At 72.9% G+C, this 17,966-nt stretch carries 18 protein-coding genes; 9 read left to right on the forward strand and 9 right to left on the reverse strand.

The window, feature by feature from the left end:
* The first annotated feature begins 81 nt into the window (after window positions 1-81).
* Both V6U88_RS15775 and V6U88_RS15780 read left to right on the forward strand, forming a co-directional pair.
* Window positions 82-627 carry a DoxX family protein gene (locus tag V6U88_RS15775; RefSeq protein ID WP_334453707.1) on the forward strand — a complete coding sequence of 182 codons (546 nt, stop codon included), beginning with the start codon at window positions 82-84 and terminating at the stop codon, window positions 625-627.
* 204 nt (window positions 628-831) lie between these two features.
* Window positions 832-2,274 (forward strand): glycosyltransferase 87 family protein, encoded by a 1,443-nt coding sequence (locus V6U88_RS15780; protein ID WP_334453709.1) that lies wholly within the window; start codon window positions 832-834, stop codon window positions 2,272-2,274.
* 21 nt (window positions 2,275-2,295) lie between these two features.
* Here V6U88_RS15780 and V6U88_RS15785 read toward each other — a convergent pair whose 3' ends face one another.
* The 4 genes from V6U88_RS15785 to moaC form a co-directional block, all read right to left on the reverse strand.
* On the reverse strand, window positions 2,296-2,727 hold the full coding sequence (locus tag V6U88_RS15785) for a molybdenum cofactor biosynthesis protein MoaE (protein ID WP_334453711.1): 432 nt from the start codon (window positions 2,725-2,727) through the stop codon (window positions 2,296-2,298).
* Window positions 2,724-3,983 (reverse strand): molybdopterin molybdotransferase MoeA, encoded by a 1,260-nt coding sequence (locus V6U88_RS15790; protein ID WP_334453712.1) that lies wholly within the window; start codon window positions 3,981-3,983, stop codon window positions 2,724-2,726. The genes V6U88_RS15785 and V6U88_RS15790 overlap by 4 nt, the downstream gene beginning before the upstream one ends.
* Before the next feature lie 88 nt (window positions 3,984-4,071).
* Window positions 4,072-4,542, reverse strand: coding sequence for a MogA/MoaB family molybdenum cofactor biosynthesis protein (locus tag V6U88_RS15795; protein ID WP_334453713.1), 471 nt, complete (start codon window positions 4,540-4,542; stop codon window positions 4,072-4,074).
* Entirely contained in the window at window positions 4,539-5,030 is a 492-nt protein-coding gene (moaC, locus tag V6U88_RS15800) for a cyclic pyranopterin monophosphate synthase MoaC (protein WP_334453714.1), read from the reverse strand. The genes V6U88_RS15795 and moaC overlap by 4 nt, the downstream gene beginning before the upstream one ends.
* Before the next feature lie 634 nt (window positions 5,031-5,664).
* Here moaC and V6U88_RS15805 point away from each other — a divergent pair.
* From V6U88_RS15805 to V6U88_RS15825, 5 genes are all read left to right on the forward strand, one after another.
* Window positions 5,665-8,190, forward strand: coding sequence for a putative bifunctional diguanylate cyclase/phosphodiesterase (locus tag V6U88_RS15805; protein WP_334453715.1), 2,526 nt, complete (start codon window positions 5,665-5,667; stop codon window positions 8,188-8,190).
* Window positions 8,187-9,482, forward strand: a complete 1,296-nt coding sequence (locus V6U88_RS15810; RefSeq protein ID WP_334453716.1) for a glycosyltransferase 87 family protein — start codon at window positions 8,187-8,189, stop codon at window positions 9,480-9,482. Before V6U88_RS15805 ends, V6U88_RS15810 begins: the two co-directional genes overlap by 4 nt.
* A 10-nt stretch (window positions 9,483-9,492) precedes the next feature.
* Window positions 9,493-10,128: a phosphoribosyltransferase gene (locus V6U88_RS15815; RefSeq protein WP_334453717.1), complete on the forward strand. Its 636-nt coding sequence runs from the start codon at window positions 9,493-9,495 to the stop codon at window positions 10,126-10,128.
* Window positions 10,129-10,157: 29 nt separating this feature from the next.
* A complete protein-coding gene (locus V6U88_RS15820) occupies window positions 10,158-10,553 on the forward strand; it encodes a TFIIB-type zinc ribbon-containing protein (protein ID WP_334453718.1) in 396 nt (131 codons plus the stop codon).
* Between the two features lie 76 nt (window positions 10,554-10,629).
* On the forward strand, window positions 10,630-11,310 hold the full coding sequence (locus V6U88_RS15825) for a maleylpyruvate isomerase N-terminal domain-containing protein (protein ID WP_334453720.1): 681 nt from the start codon (window positions 10,630-10,632) through the stop codon (window positions 11,308-11,310).
* 160 nt (window positions 11,311-11,470) lie between these two features.
* On the opposite strand, the gene dnaB is transcribed toward V6U88_RS15825, so the two are convergent.
* Window positions 11,471-12,877, reverse strand: coding sequence for a replicative DNA helicase (gene dnaB / locus V6U88_RS15830; RefSeq protein ID WP_334453722.1), 1,407 nt, complete (start codon window positions 12,875-12,877; stop codon window positions 11,471-11,473).
* Window positions 12,878-13,273: 396 nt separating this feature from the next.
* On the opposite strand from dnaB, the gene V6U88_RS15835 reads away from it, so the two are divergent.
* On the forward strand, window positions 13,274-14,824 hold the full coding sequence (locus V6U88_RS15835; protein ID WP_334453723.1) for a hypothetical protein: 1,551 nt from the start codon (window positions 13,274-13,276) through the stop codon (window positions 14,822-14,824).
* Between the two features lie 80 nt (window positions 14,825-14,904).
* On the opposite strand, the gene rplI is transcribed toward V6U88_RS15835, so the two are convergent.
* From rplI to rpsF, 4 genes are all read right to left on the reverse strand, one after another.
* On the reverse strand, window positions 14,905-15,351 hold the full coding sequence (gene rplI / locus V6U88_RS15840; protein WP_334453724.1) for a 50S ribosomal protein L9: 447 nt from the start codon (window positions 15,349-15,351) through the stop codon (window positions 14,905-14,907).
* Between the two features lie 14 nt (window positions 15,352-15,365).
* Window positions 15,366-15,605: a 30S ribosomal protein S18 gene (gene rpsR / locus V6U88_RS15845; RefSeq protein ID WP_007073789.1), complete on the reverse strand. Its 240-nt coding sequence runs from the start codon at window positions 15,603-15,605 to the stop codon at window positions 15,366-15,368.
* Window positions 15,606-15,646: 41 nt separating this feature from the next.
* Entirely contained in the window at window positions 15,647-16,183 is a 537-nt protein-coding gene (locus V6U88_RS15850) for a single-stranded DNA-binding protein (protein WP_179802407.1), read from the reverse strand.
* 81 nt (window positions 16,184-16,264) lie between these two features.
* The gene (gene rpsF / locus V6U88_RS15855) at window positions 16,265-16,555 is read right to left on the reverse strand and encodes a 30S ribosomal protein S6 (protein WP_120328341.1); all 291 of its coding nucleotides are present in this window, start codon (window positions 16,553-16,555) and stop codon (window positions 16,265-16,267) included.
* Window positions 16,556-17,179: 624 nt separating this feature from the next.
* Between rpsF and V6U88_RS15860 the strand changes: the two genes are divergently transcribed.
* Window positions 17,180-17,962 (forward strand): deoxyribonuclease IV, encoded by a 783-nt coding sequence (locus V6U88_RS15860; protein WP_334453726.1) that lies wholly within the window; start codon window positions 17,180-17,182, stop codon window positions 17,960-17,962.
* Window positions 17,963-17,966 lie beyond the last annotated feature (4 nt).

Here is a 17,966-nt window from a genome sequence, read left to right on the forward strand (position 1 = left end):
CGTGGCGTCACGTCCATGTCGGAAGGTCCCGGATCGGCCGTTGCCGGGGTAGCGGACGCCCGGACGGGGTATGACTGATCCATGAAACCCGTGCGCTCCCTCGCCCGCGTCATGTTGAGCGGCATCTTCGTGGTCAGCGGCGCCCGCAACTTCCAGAACCCCCAGCGCCTCGCGGCCGCCGCCCAGCCGATCGCCGACCGGATCGCTCCCCTGATCTCCAACGCCGCGCCGCAGCTTCCCACCGACACCACCACACTGATCCGCGCCAACTCGGCGGTGCAGTTCGCCGCCGGCCTGATGCTGGCCACCGGAAAGTTCGCCCGGCCGGCCGCGCTGGTCCTCGCCGGCACGCTGGTGCCGGTCACCGTGGCCGGGCACCCCTTCTGGAAGAACGACGACCCGGCCATGCGCAACAACAACCAGATCCACTTCCTGAAGAATCTCGGGCTCTTCGGCGGCCTGCTGCTCGCCGCCGCCGACACCGAGGGGAAGCCGGGTCTGCGCTGGCGGACGGGCCACCGCATCGATCACTCTCGCCGTTCCGTGACCCGCGCGGTGCGTACCGCCCGCCGGGAGGCGCGGATCGCCGCACTCTCGGCCTCCACCGCCCGGCGACTTCCGGGCTGACCTGCGTCAATACGGCCACCACCCCCCGCAAGGCCGCGAATTACCTGAACCACCCGACTGCCGTTAACGCGGTGGAAATGTCAAAAACATGTGTGGGATCGGACACGGTCGCATAACGCGGGAGGCATCAACGTGAGGCGCCGTTCTAGGCTCCGTACCGGACCTGGACGGGTAGGACGACCTTGGTACGGGGGTGGCCACGCCATGCCGGCGATCGTCGGTAGACGGCTGGACCGCCTCGCCCCAGTCCGTCGCGCAACGCGTGGGATCGATCGTAGGACAGTCGTACGGACCGGCATCGTGGCCGCCGTCGCCTATGCCGCATGGCTCGCCATCGGTGCTTTCGGGCGGCCGTACAACTTCTTCGACATGAAGATCTACCACGGCGCGGTGGTGTGGTGGGCGAGCGGTCACGAGCTGTACGAGTTCATCGCGCCGACCACCACCCTCGGCTTCACCTACCCGCCGTTCGCCGGCCTGATGATGCTGCCGATGGCGCGACTGCCGGTCGAGGCGGCGGGCTGGATCAACGCCGCGGGCAGCATCGCCGCCCTCGCTCTCGTGCTGGCCGCGCTGCTGCGCCCGATCGTGGACCGGCTCGGCTGGCCGCTCTGGTTCACCGTGGGCATCGCGACGTCGATGTCCGTCGCCATCGAACCGGTCCGGGAGACCCTCGGGTACGGCCAGGTCAACGTGCTGCTCTTCGGGCTGATCATGGCCGACCTGATCGGGCTTCGCTGGCGGTCCCGGCGGGGCACCCACGGCCGCCCGACCGACGGGGTGTTCCTGCGCTTCCTCTACAGCGGGGCGTGGGCCGGCATGGGCATCGGCCTGGCCACCGCCGTCAAGCTGACCCCCGCGCTCTTCATCGTGTACCTGCTGATCACCCGGCAGTGGCGGACGGCGGCCACCGCCGTCGGCACCACCATCGGCGTGACGCTGGGAACGTTCGCGCTGGTCGGGACCGAGTCCCGGGCCTACTTCGGCGGCGTGCTCTGGCAGACCGAGCGGGTCGGCGCGGCGGACATGACCCCCAACCAGTCGCTGGCCGGCCTGCTCGCCCGGCTGTACGACTCGATCGAGACGCCCGGGCTGCTCTGGCTGTCGTTCTCGGTGCTGATCCTGGCGGTCGGGCTCTCCCGGGCCGCCACCGCCCGCGCCGACGGCGACGAACTGACCGCGTTCACCCTGGTCGGGCTGACCGCCAACGTGATCAGCCCGATCTCCTGGACGCACCACCTGGTGTGGGTCATTCCCGCGATCGTCGTGCTCGCCGACGCCGCCGTACGCCGCCGCGAGGCGAGCCGGGGCCTGGCGGCGCGCGGCGGCCAGGCGTCCTCGTACGGGGGGCCGCCCGGGGTCAACGGGCTGCGCCCGCCGATCTGGTACCCGACGCTGACCGGCCTGCGGCACGCCGTCGCGGCGATCGGGCTCTACCTGCTCTTCCTCGTCTCGCCCATCTGGCCGTACGAGCACCAGCTCCCGGAGGTGTCGCACTACCAGGACGGGCTCTTCGGCGCGCTGATGGAGAACTCCCTCGCGCTGGCCCTGATCGTGCTGGTCGCCGCGCTGCCCTGGCGCCCCGGCGCGGAGCCCGCCTTCTACACCGACCGCCTGGCCCGCACCGCCACCACCGCCCGGCGCTGACCTCCGCCGGCCGCCCCACGGTCAGGGGCAGTTGACCCATTCCTCGGTGCCGTCGGCGAAGACCTGGCGCTTCCAGATCGGCAGGCGGGCCTTGACCTCGTCGACCAGGCGGGCGCAGGCCGCGAAGGCGGCGGCGCGGTGCGCGGTGCTGACCGCGGCGACCAGTGCCACGTCACCGATCTCCAGCCGGCCGATCCGGTGCGACACCGCGACCGCGTACACGTCGGGGTCGGCGGCGACCTCGGCGGCGACCTCGCGGAGCACGTCGGCGGCGCTCGGGTGACCCTCGTACTCCAGCAGGGTGACCGGGCGGCCGTGGTCGTGGTCGCGGACCGCGCCCTGGAAGGAGACCACCGCGCCGGCCCGGCGGTCGGCGACCGCCGCCTCGTGCGCGGCCAGGTCGAGCGGCTGGTCGGTGACCGCCAGCACGGGCACCGTCGGATCGGCGGTCACCACGAGCGCTCCCCGGGCAGCAGCGGCAGCGGCACGACCGGCACCCGGGCCCCGGCCTCGCCGGTGGTGCCCGGACGGATCACCGCGAACCCGTCGGCGCCGGCCAGCCCGCGCAGCATCGCCGAGCCGACGTGGCGCAGCGGGTGGGCGGTGCCGGCGGCCCGGTCCAGCCGGACCAGGGCCAGGTGGGTGTAGTCGCCCCGGCCGGGCACCGGCTCGGCGAGCGTGGCGTGCGGCAGCGCCGGCATCGGCCGGCCGGTCAGCCCGGCGAGCAGCGGTGCGACCAGCGAGACCAGGGCGACGATCGCCGACTGCGGGTTGCCCGGCAGGCCGGCGACGAAGCGGACCCGGCCGTCGGCGCCGGCGAGCCGGGCCAGCAGCATCGGGAAGCCGGGGCGGACCGCGACGGTGTTGACCACGTAGTCCGCTCCCAGCGCCTCCAGCGTGGGGTGCAGGTGGTCGACCGGGCCGTGCATCGTCCCGCCGGTGGTGCAGACCAGGTCCGCGTTGGTCAGCGCGGACCGCAGGGCCGCCACGTGGGCGGGAAGGGTGTCCGCCACCGGGCCGACCACGTCGGAGGAGCGCACCTGGCAGCCGTACCGGCGCAGCCAGGCCGGTACCGCCGGGCCGAGCGCGTCGCGTACCCGGCCGGCGCCGGGCGGGCCGGCGGTCAGCAGCTCGTCGCCGAAGACCAGCAGCGCGGCCCGGGGCTGCCGCCGCACCGCCAGCTGATCGTGGCCGCAGGAGGCGGCCAGCCCGATCAGGGCCGGGTCGACCGGGGTGCCGGCGGGGAGCAGTTCCTCCCCCGCGTACGCCTCCTCGCCCGGCTCCCGCCATTCCGGGTTGGACCGCGGCATGCCGGTCACCCGTCCGTCGGCGGTACGGCTCGACTCCTCGATCCGGAGCACGGCGGTGGTGCCCTCGGGAACCATCGCGCCGGTGGCGATCTCGACGGTGGTGCCGTCGCCGGTCAGCGGGGGCGGGGTGTTGCCGGCCAGCACCCGCCCGACCACGTCCCACGGACCGTCGCCGCGCACCGCCCAGCCGTCCACGCTGGAGGTCGGGAAGGCGGGCAGGTCGGTGCGCGTGGTCAGCGGCTCGGCCAGGGTGTGCCCGTCGACGTCGGCGAGGGGGCGCCGGACCGCAGGGAGCACGGCGGCGAGGCCCACCGCGTACACCCGGGAGCGGGCCTCCTCCCAACCGGCCGGCGGCGGCGCCGCGACCTGCGCCGCGGCGGCGGCGGTTTCCGTGCTCACCGGGGGGCCTCCGTTCACCGATGTGCGGTGCGCGCGTCACTCCGCGCGCTCACCGGGCGAGCCTATCGCCGTGGACGCCGGACCGGCGTCAGTGGTCGCCGCCCCGTAGCTGATCGACGGCGTGGACGAGGATCGGGCCGAGCACGGCGAGGCCGTCCCGCGCGCCGCCGGTCGACCCGGGCAGGTTGACCACGAGCATCCGGCCGGCCACCCCGGCGACCCCCCGGGACAGCGCCGAGGTGGGGACCCGGTCACGGCTGTGCGCCCGGACCGCCTCGGCGATGCCGGGAATCTCGTAGTCGAGCAGCGCCCGGGTCACGTCGGGTGTCCGGTCGGTGGGGGTGATGCCGGTGCCACCGCTGGTCAGCACCACGTCGATCCCGTCGGCCAGGGCGACGCGCAAGGCCTCGCCGACCGGCTCACCGTCGGGGACCACCACCGGCTCGTCGACGGCACAGCCCAGCTCGCGCAGGCCCGCGACGAGCAGCGGACCGCTGGTGTCGGCGTAGACACCGGCGGCGGCCCGGTTGGAGGCCACCACCACCCGGGCCCGGATCACGGCCGACCCTCCGGCCGGACCCACTCGCCGGTCTTGCCGCCCTCCTTACGGAGCACCCGCACCGCGTCGACCGAGGCGGCCGGGTCGACCGCCTTGACCATGTCGACCAGGGCCAGCCCGGCCACCGCCACCGCGGTCAGCGCCTCCATCTCCACGCCCGTCCGGTCGGCGGTGCGCGCCGTGGCGGTGATCTCGACGGTGTCCTCGGTGAGCCGCAGGTCGACCGTCACGCCGTGCAACGCGATCGGATGGCAGAGCGGAATCAGGTCGGGGGTGCGCTTGGCGCCCATGATGCCGGCGAGCCGACCGACCGCCAGCGCGTCGCCCTTGGGCAGGCCGTCGCGACGCAGCAGGTCGACCACCTCGGCGGTGGTACGCAGCCGACCGGCGGCCACGGCGAGCCGGCCGGTCACCGGCTTGGCGGAGACGTCGACCATGCGGGCCGCGCCGGCCGGGTCGACGTGGGTGAGCTGCGCGGGATCGGTCACGATGGCGAGCCTATCCGCCGGGTACGACCGGAACTGTCGCCGACGCCGACGACAAGGCGGCCACTGACACGTTCCGTCACCCCGGAATTGCGCGGTGAACTCGAATCGCATCGGTTCCCGGATCGTCCGGACGGGTATTCAGATGATCACCCAGGGGACTCGCTGCGGACCGAGAATGTTCGCACGCACGTCATCCGCGATGTGCGGCACCTTCACCTTCGACACACGCCACAGAGGTCGTCGGGCATCACCGCAGGAGATGGTCCGATCCGTCGATTGAAACGAGGGGCGGCAACGTCACACTGAAGATTGTTCGGGTTCGGTCGCCCACGCCACGTACCGCATCCGATCACCTGAGCTGGGATGACCGGCGAGGGGCCACAGCGCTCCGCACCGAATGCATGGACAGACTGTTACAAATCCCATCGACTTCACTGATATTGCGCATACAGACATTTATCCGTACAAGGCCGGGTGAATTCGCTTTACGCTTCCCCCATCGGAAAGACCGGAACGCAACAGTTGGGGGTCGCGGTGAAGTCGCACGAGTGGGCGTGAGGAACCTTCTACAACAACACAAAGAGCAGTACGCTTGCGGAGCGCGCAGCCATCGGTGACTGAATGAGGACGATGGGTGGCTCCACAAGACCGACGAAACGGGACCGATCGGCGACTGTTGTCGCTAGTCGGTCTCGTCGTCGTTCTGGCAACCGTCTCCGCCGTCGTATCGATCGTCGACCTTCAGGGGCACCCGGGCTCCCCGGCCGGTGCCCCCGCGATGTGGCTGGCGCTGATCTCCCTGGCCGCGGTCGGCTTCACGGTGAAGGTGCGGATCCGGATCCGGGCGACCAACCATCACATCGCCTGGACGGAGACGGCCATCGTGATCGGGCTGACCGTGGCCCCGACCTCGATGGTGGTCCTCGCCACGGGCCTCGGCCTCGCGGTCGCCACGTCGCTCGCCCGACTGCCCCCGATCAAGATCGCCTTCGGCGTGTGCAAGAACATGCTGGTGGCGGCGGTCGCGGGAAGCGTCCTCCAAGCCGCCGGCTGGCGGCTCGACGAGGAGTCCGTGGTGAGCGCGATCCTGCCGCTCTCCCTCGCCTACCTGGCCGCGGTCCTGCTCGACGAGGTGGTCACCCTCCCGGTCATCGCCCTGGCCACCGGTGAACAACTCGCGGACCTGTTCCGGGAGGACGTCGGCCTCCGTTTGGCCGCCGCCCTGGCCCGACTCGTCGTCATCATCGGCACCGTCCTCATCCTCCTGGGCGACAGCCGGCTCCTGCTGGCGGTGCCGCCGCTGGTCCTCAGCCTCCACCTGCTCTACTCCAACCGGGTCAAGGCCCGCACCGAGCAGCAGGCCTGGCAGCGCCTCGCCCGGACCACCGACGCGCTCAACGTCGTCGACCTGGACAGGGTCCTCACCACCGCGGTCACCCAGGCCGGCGAGCTGTTCTCCGCCGACGAGGTCGAGATCGAACTGCACGACGGGGGCCGCACCGTCCGCGGCGCCGGCGGCACCATCGGGTACGACGGGCCGGCCGGCGAACCGAGCACCGTCGACGGCGCGGTGCTCTCGGCCCGGCTGGAGGGGCACGACGGCAGCGCCGACGTGGGCGTGCTGCGGCTGCGCTTCCGCGGCCCGGTCCAGCTCTCCGAGCGGGAGCAGTACACGCTGCGCACCTTCGCCTCGGCGCTGTGCACCGCGGTCCGCAACGCCCAGGCGTACGCCGAGCTGGCCCGGGTGGCCGCCGAACACGCGCACGCCGCCACCCACGACGCGCTGACCGGGCTGGCCAACCGACGGCACCTGCTGGAGCGCGGCACCGAGCAGCTCAGCACCCGGCACGCCGAAGGGGTGACCGCGCTGGTGCTGATCGACCTCAACCACTTCAAGGAGGTCAACGACACCCTCGGCCACGCCGCCGGGGACCAGGTGCTGATGCAGGTCGCCGACCGGCTGCGGGCGGCCGCGCGACCCGAGGACCTGGTGGCCCGCCTCGGCGGCGACGAGTTCGCCGTGCTGCTGCGCGGGCTGCCCGCCCCGGCGGTCGCCGCGCACCGGGCGGAGGCCCTGATCGGCACCCTGCACGAGCCGCTGGACGTGGACGGCATGCGGATCAGCGTCGAGGCCAGCGGCGGCATCGCCGCGGCCCCGGCCAGCGGCGGCATGCCCGAGCTGCTGCGCCGCGCCGACGTGGCGATGTACCAGGCCAAGCGGGCCGGCCAGCGGGTCTCCACGTACGCCCCGACCCGCGACACCGCCGACCTCGGCCGGCTCACCCTCGGCGGCGAGCTGCCCAGGGCGGTGGCCGACCACGAGTTCACCGTCAACTTCCAGCCGATCGTGGACCTGGGCAGCGGCGAGGTGACCGGCGCCGAGGCGCTGGCCCGCTGGCACCACCCCACCCACGGCATGATCGACCCGCTGCGCTTCCTGGAGGCCGTGGAACGCTCCGGCCTGCTCCCCGCGTTCGCCGAGGCGATCCTCGACCAGGCGCTGCTGGCCGCCGGCAGCTGGCGGGCGGCCGGCTTCGACCTGCCGGTCTCGGTCAACGTCTCGCCGCGCAGCCTGCTCGACGCCCGCTTCCCCGGCGCGGTGCTGGCCCGGCTGCGGGCGCACGACCTCCCGCCCGACCGGCTGGTGCTGGAGCTGACCGAGACGCTGACGCTGAGCCAGCTCGACGTGGTCGACCAGGTGCTCAGCCGGCTCCGCGACTCCGGCGTACGGCTGGCCCTGGACGACTTCGGGACCGGCTACTCCTCCCTCTCGCTGCTCTCCCGCATCCCGGTGCACGAGCTGAAGATCGACCGCAGCTTCGTCACCGCCATGGAGAGCTCGGCGGAGGCCGCCGCCGTCATCCGCTCCACCCTCGACCTCGGTCGCAGCCTCGACCTCACGGTGGTCGCCGAGGGGGTGGAGAGCGAGCCGCAGCGCCGGGCGCTCTGGGAGCTGGGCTGCGCCGCCGGCCAGGGCCACCTCTTCGCCCGCCCGCTGCCCGCCGGCAGTCTCCTCGCCGCCCTGCAACGCGGCTCGGGCGGCCGCCCGGGCACCCTCGTCGCGCCGCTGCACGACACCGGCGCCGTCATCCGCCTCGCCCCCGGCCGTCGCCAGCCCGGCCGGAGCCGTCCGACGGGTCTGCCACACTTGCCGGCGTGACCGCCGCCTCCCGCACCTGGCGGGCCCTCGACTCCGCCGCCGGCGGCCTCGCCCTCGACCTCGGCCTGTACGCGCTCTCCGCCGCGTTCGCCGCGATCACCGCCGCCACCTCCACCCTGCCCCCGCACCGCGCCTGGGGCAGCGTCGCCGCCGTCGGCTACCTGCTGGCGACCCTGCTGGTCGTCGGCCAACTCCTGCTCCGGGGGCGCCGTCCCGGGCTGGCCGGGGTGCCGGCCCGCTGGGCGGTCACCGGGCTCGCCTGGGCCACCACGGCCCTGCTGCCCCTCGTGCTGCAGAGCGCGCAACGGGCGTCGGGGCGTACGGACCGGGCGCAGGAGGAGGTGGTGGTCGTCGAGCACGCCGGGATCCGGCTCGCCGAACACGGCACCCCCTACCTGGGGCACGACGCGATCGCCGCGCTCCCCGCCGACGAGCGGCTGCTCGGCTACACGCCGTACCAGCCGGGGATGGCGCTGTTCGGGCTGCCCCGGGCCGCCGTCGACGCCTGGTGGACCGACTCCCGGGTCTGGTTCGCGCTGGTCACCGCACTGGTGCTGGCCGTCGCGGTGGGGGCGCTGCGCCGCGCCGGCCGCCCGTCGGCGACCCGCCCCGACGCGGCGGCGGTACTGCGCGGCGTGCAGGCCGCGACCGTGCTGCCGGTCTGCGCGCTCACCCTCGCCACCGGCGGCGACGACCTCCCCGTACTCGCGCTCTGCCTGCTGGCGCTGGCGTTCGCCGCCGTCGACCGGCCCGGCGCGGCCGGGGTGGCGGTCGGGCTCGCCGGCGCGTTGAAGCTCTTCGCCTGGCCGGTCGCCCTGGTCCTGATCTTCTGGGGCGCCACCCGGCGGGCCGGCCTGCGGGTCGCCCTCGGCGCGCTCGGCCTGCCCCTGCTCGCCCTGGTCCCGGCACTGCTGGTCGACCGGGACGCGCTGGTGGAGAACGTGCTGCGGTTCCCGCTCGGCCACGGACTGGTGACCAGCCCCGCCCAGTCCCCCTTCCCCGGGTACCTGATCGCCACCGGGCTGCCCGGGGGCCGGGTGATCGCCGCCGCGCTGCTCGTCGCGGTCGGCGTGGCGATCGGCGTCCGGCTGCTGCGTCGCCCGCCCGGCACCGCCGTCGTCACCGCGCTGATCTGCGGATACGGCCTGCTGGCGGCGATCCTGCTGATGCCCACCACCCGCTTCGGCTACCTGCTCTACCCGCTCGCCCTGCTCGTCTGGGCACCCGCGCTGGCCACCCGACCGGCCACGGTTTCGCCGGAGTCGCCGACGCGAGCCCTCAACAGGGCGTAGACCTGAGGACATGAGCAGCACCTACCGCGATCGTGAGGACGCCGGCCGCCAGCTCGCCGAACGGCTGGCCGGTCTCGTCGGGGAACCGGACGTCATCGTGCTGGGGTTGGTCCGGGGCGGCGTGCCGGTGGCCCGGGTGATCGCCGACCGGATCGGCGCGCCCCTGGACGTCCTGGTGGTCCGCAAGCTCGGCATGCCCTGGGCGCCCGAGGTCGCCTTCGGCGCGCTCGGCCCCGGCGGCGTCCGGGTGCTCAACGACGTGGTCGCCGCGCGGCTGGGCCCCGACGACATCGCCGAGGTGCAGCGCCGGGAGCAGGCCGAACTGGAACGCCGCGAGGCCCGGTACCGGGGCGGCCGGCCGCCGCTGGACCTCACCGGCCGGACCGCCGTGATCGTCGACGACGGGCTGGCCACCGGCGCGACGGCCCGGGTCTCCGTCCAGGTCGCCCGTCACCTCGGCGCCCGCCGGGTGGTCGTCGCCGTGCCGGTCGGCTCCCAGGAGGCGTACGAGATGCTCGCCGCCGAGGCCGACCAGGTGATCTGCGCCCAACGCCCGCCCGAGTTCGGCGCGGTCGGCGCGTACTACGAGGACTTCCACGAGGTCTCCGACGACGAGGTCAACGAGGCGCTGATCGCCACCGCCTGAATCTCGCGCCGACCGGGTACGGTCGAGCGATGCAGCTCACCTGTCCCAAGTGTCACGGAGACATGCGCCAGTACGAGCGCAGTGGAATCGTCATCGACCAGTGCACCGAGTGCCGGGGGATCTTCCTCGACCGCGGTGAACTCGAGAAGCTGTTCGAGGCCGAGGCGAACTGGAACCAGCAGCACGTCGCCGCCCCGACGCCCGGGCAGCCCACCGGCCACGGCCCTCAGCCCGGCGGGTACGCGCCGCCCCCGCCGCCGCCCCCGCACCAGCCGGGCTACCCGGCCGCCCCGCCGCCGCACGCGCCGGCCTACCCGCCGCAGCCGGCGTACGGCCACAGCGGGCACCAGCAGCAGCATCACGGCTACCACGGGCACTACAAGCGCAAGAAGCAGAAGAGCTTCCTCGACGAGATGTTCGGCTGACGGCACCGGGGCCGGGGCACCCGCCCCGGCCCGTTCCGTCCTGCCGACCGGGGAGCTCCGTGGCAGGCTGCACCCCATGACGCCGATCGCGCAGCACGAGGCGCTCGCCCAGGCGTACCAGGGGATCACCGCCGTGGTCACCGGGCGGGACGACGCCGACCTGCAACGACCCACGCGCTGCCGGGGCTGGCTCGTCGCCGACCTGCTCTTCCACGTGCTCTGCGACGCCCAGCGCGCCCTGGTCGCCCTGGCCACCCCCGCCGACGGACCGCCGGATGTGGACGACGTCAGCTACTGGCGCTCCTTCCCGGCCGGCGGTGACGGCGACGGCGCCCGGCACGCCTGGTGGGCCCGCCGCTCCGCCGCCGCCTTCGACCGTCCGAGCGGCGTGGTCCGCGTCTGGGCGGACACCGCCCCGGCCGCCGTCCGCGCCGCGGCCGCCGCCGACCCGGCCGGCTGCGTCCGCACCCAGGGGCACGTGCTGCGCGTACCCGACTTCCTGGCCACGCTGACCACCGAGGCCGTGATCCACCACCTCGACCTGGTGCTCGACCTGCCCGATGCACCGGCACCCGGGCCGCTCGCCTGCCGCGTCGCGGTGACGACCATGGACGGGCTGCTCAGCGACGAGGCGGTCCGCCCGGGTGACTGGGACGACGCGGAATACCTGCTCAAGGCCACCGGCCGCGAGCCGCTCACCGACCGGGACCGCGCGCAGCTGGGCGAGGCGGGCGGCTGGTTCCCGCTGCTCGGGTGAGTCGCCGCCGTCAGCCCAGCATCGCCGCAGTCGTGGTCACCGTGCCGCCGGCCGGTTGGCGGGCAGATACGCGCCGGTCACGGGACCGGTGCCGGCGCCTGCAACCGACTGCGCTGCGCGGGGTCGGCGGGCTGCAGGCCAGGCGGTTCTGGGGCGACGCTCAGACGATCGCCATGTCGACGAAGCGGGAGAGGTGCAGCTGGGCAGCGACCGTGATGCTGTCGGTGGGCCCGTTTCTGTGCTTCGCGACGATGAAGTCCGCCTCGCCGGCGCGGGGCGACTCCTTGTCGTAGTAGTCGTCGCGGTGCAGCAGGATGACGACGTCGGCGTCCTGCTCGATCGACCCGGATTCACGCAGGTCAGACAGTTGTGGCCGCTTGTCGGTGCGCTGCTCGGGGCCACGGTTCAGCTGGCTGACCGCGATCACCGGGCATTCGACCTCCTTGGCCAGCAGCTTCAGGCCCCGGGAGAGGTCCGCGACCTCCTGCTGACGGCTCTCGGTCCGCTTCGGCGAGGTCATCAGCTGGAGATAGTCGACCACGATCATCTTGAGGTCGTGCTTCTGCTTGAGCCGGCGCGCCTTGGCCCGGATCTCCATCAGGTTCATGCTGGGCGTGTCGTCGACGAAGAGCGGCGCCTCGCTGATCTCACCCATGCAGCGGGCCAGCTTGGTCCAGTCGTCGTCGGAGAGCTGGCCGCTGCGCAGCACGTGCAGCGGGACCCGCGCCTCGGCCGAGAGCAGTCGCATGACGATCTCGACCTTGCTCATTTCCAGGGAGAAGATCGCCGCCGCCTGGTTGGCGCGAATCGCTGCATTTCGGGCAAAGTCCATACTGGCCGTAGATTTACCCAAACCAGGCCGGCCAGCCACGATGATGAGCTGCCCCGGGTGCAGCCCGTTGAGCAGCCGGTCCAGGTCGGTGAAGCCGGTCGGCACCCCGGTCATCACCCCGCCCTGCGCCCCGACGGCCTCGATCTCGTCGAGGGTCGGCTGGAGCATGTCGGCCAGCACCGCGAAGTCCTCGCTGACCCGACGCTCGGTCACCTCGTAGACGGCCTGCTGGGCGAGGTCGACGATGTCGTCGACGTCCCGGCTGCCGCCGTTGGCGGTGCCGTAGCCGAGCTGCACGATGCGGGTGCCGGCCTCGACCAGCCGGCGCAGCACCGCCCGCTCGCCGACGATCCGGGCGTAGTACGCCGCGTTCGCGGCGGTGGGCACGCTGGCGATGAGGGTGTGCAGGTAGGGCGCGCCACCCACCCGGGCGAGGTCGCCGGAATCGGCCAGGGCCGCCGCGACGGTGATCGGGTCGGCCGGCTCGCCCCGACCGTAGATGTCGAGGATCGCGTCGAAGATGGTGGCGTGCACCGGCCGGTAGAAATCGTTCGTCTTGAGGATCTCGACGACGTCGGCGATGGCGTCCTTGGACAGCAGCATGCCGCCGAGGACGCACTGCTCCGCGGCCACGTCCTGGGGCGGGGTCTTGTCGAACTGCCCGTCGCGCTGTGCGGGGGCGGGCGACTGCCCGCCGGATCGGGGCTCCGCCCGCATGTCGTCGGTGACCGACACGGATCCCCCTCCACTGCGTCGGGTCGATACCAGCTCTACCGGCCGGGTGCGACAACTTCCGATCGACCCGGCCGGTCGATCGGGGGCGATCGCGCGACCGGTCGGTGCCCCACGATACGGATCCCGAGGTCAGACCCCAACCAGGCCGGTGGACGAGCCTCGGGACAACCTGTGGACGGCGGTGGACGAGCATGTGCGCAGCGTGTGCACAGGTTGTGGAAAACCAATGGGGATTTCTGGGCCGCTCGGCTCTGACCTGCGGAAACACGATCCCCACCCTGTGGACGGGTATTTTCCGGTAAAGCTTTGGGGTCGGATTTCCCGTACTATCTCCTGCGAACGGCTACACCTGGACAGCGGATTGCGCTTTCGGTTGAGAAGGGTCACGCTCCGGCCGTGAGTTACCGGGACTGGGAGCGCGGGGAGGGCAGCCCGCGCGAGCGTCAGCCGGTCGCCCCGTGGGACGACCTCGGCGAGGCTGTCCCGGCTGATCCCTACAGTTCCGCGACCGACCGCTACCGCGCGCCCAGCCGCCGCCGCGCAATCGAGCGGGGCCAGCGGGAGCCGGTCGACGCCTACCTGCCGCGCTGGGCCGTGGAGTCGGGAATCGCGCACGCCGACGGCCGGGGGCGGCACGCCGCGCCGGACGACGACGAGGACGACGACCGCCCGGTGTCCGGGGGCGGGCGGCGTTCGGCCGGGCGGCGCAGCGAGCGCAGCTGGGGCGAGGTGCGGGCGATCGGCGCCGCACCCGAGTCCGACCACACCCGGGAATGGACCTTCGACCGTCCGCAGGAGCAGGGGTACGTCGGCAGCCGGCGCGCCGACGACGATCCGGTCTCCGGTGCGGCGCCGACGCCCCGTCCGCGCCGGTCGGCGTCCCGCCGGCCACAGGTGGTCTGGTCCGGTGTCGAGGAGTCCGACGACGAGTCGGGCGCGGCGGCCCGGGAGGTGGAGCGGCCGACCCGGCGCAGACGGCGGGCCTCGGCCGAGGGCTGGTCCCGTCCGGCGGTCGACTCGTGGAGCCGTAGCGAGCCGGTGGCCGAGCCGGAGCCGGAGTACCGGCCGGCGGTGGACCCGTGGGACGCCTCCGGGGTGCACGCCTGGCAGCGCTCGGAGCCGGAGCCCCGCTGGGACGGCGCCGGTGGCGCCGCCGGCTGGGATCAGGGCGACAGCACCGGTCAGTGGGACCGGTTCACCGACACCGGCCAGTGGGACCGTGGCGACCTGGCCCGGCGCGGGCGGTACGACGAGCCGAGCCGGTGGGAGGACCGCACCGACGTCGGCCGCTGGGACCGCACCGAACCACCCCGGTCGACGGAGCCGGTGACGGGTGAGGGTTGGTCCTGGCCGGAGCAGCCGGAGGGGTTCTGGTCGGGCACGCGGCTGGCCGGAGACGATCCGAGGTGGATGGATCCGCCGCCGTCGGCACCCCGCTCCCCGGCGGTCGCCTACACCGCGCCCCGGCCCCGGCCGGCACCTCGGCGTCGAGTGGAGCCCGCCGCCGCCGTTCCCGCGTCGTCGTGGCGCGACCGCATCGAGTCGGTCGGCGGCGGAGGGTGGAACCGCCGGCTCGAGGACGATCTGCTGGACCCGGATCCGGGTGGCCCGCTGCGCCCTCTGCTCTACACCGCCGCCTGCTACCTGGTGCCGGCGGCGCTGGTCTTCGCGTGGCTGTTGACGCTGGACGGCCAGGCACCGGCGGGTTGCGTGACGGACATCAGCGGCGGCGGTTGCGACTCGGCGCGGGCGCACGCGTTCGCGTCGCTGGTGGCCGGGGGGCCGCGTTTCGGGCTGGCGCTGGTGAGCAGCCTCGTCGTCGCGGTGCTGCTGCGCCGGGTGGGTACGACCTGGCGGTCGGCGACGGTGGCGCTGGCCGCGGCGGTGGTCGGCGGCGGACTGTCGACCGTGATGATCAGCGCGGTGACCGGTCAGCCGATCGGCTGACGCCACCCGGCGGCGCCGGGAAAATGCGGAAAGGCCCGCACCGGGCGTCCGGTGCGGGCCTTTCCGTCGTGCGGTGGGTGTCAGCCCTGAACGACGTTGAGGTCGAACGTGGCGGTCACCTCGGGGTGCAGCTTGATCCGCACCGGGTAGGTGCCGGTCGACTTGATGTGACCGGGCATCTCCAGCCGACGACGGTCGAGGGCCGGGCCGCCGGCCGCCTTGACGGCGTCGACGATCTCGGCCGAAGTGACCGAGCCGAAGAGCCGGCCACCGTCACCGGCGCGGGCCTTCAGGTTGACCTTCAGACCCTCGAGCTGGGCCTTGACCTCGTTGGCGTGGCCGAGGTCGCGGATCTCACGGGCCGAGCGGGCCCGCTTGATGACCGTGACCTGCTTCTCCGCACCCTTGGTCCAGCTGATCGCGAAGCCCTGCGGCAGCAGGTAGTTACGGCCGTAGCCGTTCTTGACCTCGACGATGTCGCCGGGGGCACCGAGACCGGAAACTTCCTGGGTCAGGATGATCTTCATGTCGGTGCCTCCTCTCAGCGGGCCGTGGCGGTGTACGGCAGGAGCGCCATCTCACGGGCGTTCTTGACCGCACGGGCGATCTGCCGCTGCTGCTGCGAGGTCACGCCGGTCACCCGCCGAGCGCGGATCTTGCCGCGGTCGGAGATGAACTTGCGCAGCAGCGCGGTGTCCTTGTAGTCGATGTAGGTGATCCCGTCCTTGTCGAGCGGGTTCACCTTCTTCTTCGGCTTGCGAAGTGCCGCAGCCTTGGCCATTGCTCGTGCTCCTGGTTTGCGATCGCGGGCGCTCGGCGCCATTAGAACGGGGGCTCCTCGTCGAAGTTGCCGCCGCCCGAACCGGAGCGCGACGGAGAGGGCGCGGCCGAAGCCCAGGGGTCGTCGAAGTTGCCTCCGCCGCCACCCTGGCCACCACCGCCACCAGAACCGAAGCCACCGCCTCCGCCACCCGAGCGCGACATCTTCTGCACCTTCGCCGTGGCGTAGCGCAGCGACGGGCCGATCTCGTCGACCTCGAGCTCGATGACGGTGCGCTTCTCACCCTCGCGGGTCTCGTACGACCGCTGACGCAGCCGACCCGAGACGATCACGCGGGCGCCCCGCTGGAGCGACTCGGCGACGTGCTCCGCCGCCTGCCGCCACACGGTGCAGGCCAGGAAGAGCGGCTCGCCGTCCTTCCATTCGCCGGAGGCCTTGTCCATGAACCGGGGCGTCGAAGCGACCCGGAACTTGGCGACCGCCGCACCGGACGGGGTGAACCGCAACTCGGGGTCATCGGTCAGGTTGCCGATGACCGTGATGGTGGTGTCTCCTGCCATGACCATCTCCTCGCGCACTCATCAGTTCTGCCGTACAGGCTCTCAGAGCCCTCCGACAGCGCCGATGAGGCTGATCCGGGCGAACCGGGATTTGAATGCTTAGCGCATCTCCGGCCGGATGACCTTGGTGCGCAGCACGGACTCGTTGAGCCGCAGCTGACGGTCCAGCTCGGCCACCGCCTCCGGCGTCGCCTGCAGGTCGATGACGGCGTAGATGCCTTCGGCCTTCTTGTTGATCTCGTACGCGAGGCGCCGGCGGCCCCACACGTCGGTCTTCTCCACCGAGCCACCCGCGGTCCGAATCACGTTCAGGTACGTGTCGAGCGACGGGGCGACGGTGCGCTCCTCGAGGCTGGGGTCGAGGATCACCATGACTTCGTAATGACGCAAGACGTGCTCACCTCCTGTGGGCTGTGCGGCCACGGTCCTTCCGTGGCAGGAGGTCGTGCGTCGCTGCCGCTCCGGATCCGGGGGGACCCGGCCGGACGCGGACAACCGGACCAGGATACCCGGTCCGGACGATCATGCCCGGGCAGGTCCGACGACCGTCCGGGCGTGGTGACAGGGGCCCGCCCCCGACGCCCGAAGGCCGGTGGCGGACCCCTGTCCACGAGACCGCGGGGCGTCCCGTCCGCATTCCTTGGGTGGGACCTGGGGAGGAACGACCACACCGATGAGGTTGGATCGAGGCGCCCCGCGGAGCTTTTTCCTGTTGTTATCCGACGGTACAACGGCTCTCGTCACCAGTAGGTGGAAATACCACTTTTAGTCCGAGATTCCTGTTGGGGACCGGTGCTACCGGCCGGGGGTCCCGCCCCCGACGTGCCGGGCCGCACGACGGGGGGGTGACCCGCACCGGGATCGACCGCCGTGACCCCGGCCGCCGTGGCGGAAGAGCCCAGCATCGATCCCACCCCGGTCAACGACCGCCCGCCCCGACGGTGACGCAACGGGGCCCGCGACTCCCCGCCACCGTCACCCCGACCGTCGGGGAGGCGACGTAGGCTCGCCTGCATGCGTATCGGAGCCCACGTCGACCAGGCCGACCCGTTGGCGGAAGCGGCCGCCCGTTCCGCCGAGGCGGTGCAGTTCTTCCTCTCCGACCCGCAGGGCTGGAAGGCCCCGAAACCCCGGGAGGACGCGGAACGGCTGCGCGCCGCCGAGGTGGACCTCTACGTCCACGCCCCGTACGTGATCAACGTGGCCACCCTGAACAACCGGATCCGGATCCCCAGCCGCAAGCTGCTGCTCGGGCACGCGGCCGCGGCGGCGGAGATCGGCGCCAAGGGGCTGATCGTGCACGGCGGCCACGTCAACGCCGGTGACGACCTGGCGGTCGGCTTCGACAACTGGCGCAAGACCTTCGCGTACGCGGCGGACTCCGGCGGCTTCCCCCTGCCGGTGCTGATCGAGAACACCGCCGGCGGCGACAACGCCTGCGCCCGGCGCCTCGACGGGCTGGCCCGGCTCTGGGACGCCCTCGGCGACTACGAGGTCGGCTTCTGTCTGGACACCTGCCACGCGTACGCGGGCGGCGAGGAGCTGCTCGACCTGGTCGACCGGGTCAAGGCGATCACCGGGCGGATCGACCTGGTGCACGCGAACAACTCCAAGGGCGGCTTCAACTCCGGGCAGGACCGGCACGACAACCTCGACGGCGGCACGATCGACCCGGACCTGGTGGTCGCGGTGATCCGCGCCGCCGACGCCCCGGTGATCGTGGAGACGCCCGGCGGGGCGGCGGGTCAGGGGGCGGACATCGCCTTCCTGCGTGACCGGCTCGGCACGGGGGCCTGACCCG

The organism is Micromonospora sp. CPCC 205739 (assembly GCF_036906795.1).
GTDB lineage: Bacteria > Actinomycetota > Actinomycetes > Mycobacteriales > Micromonosporaceae > Micromonospora.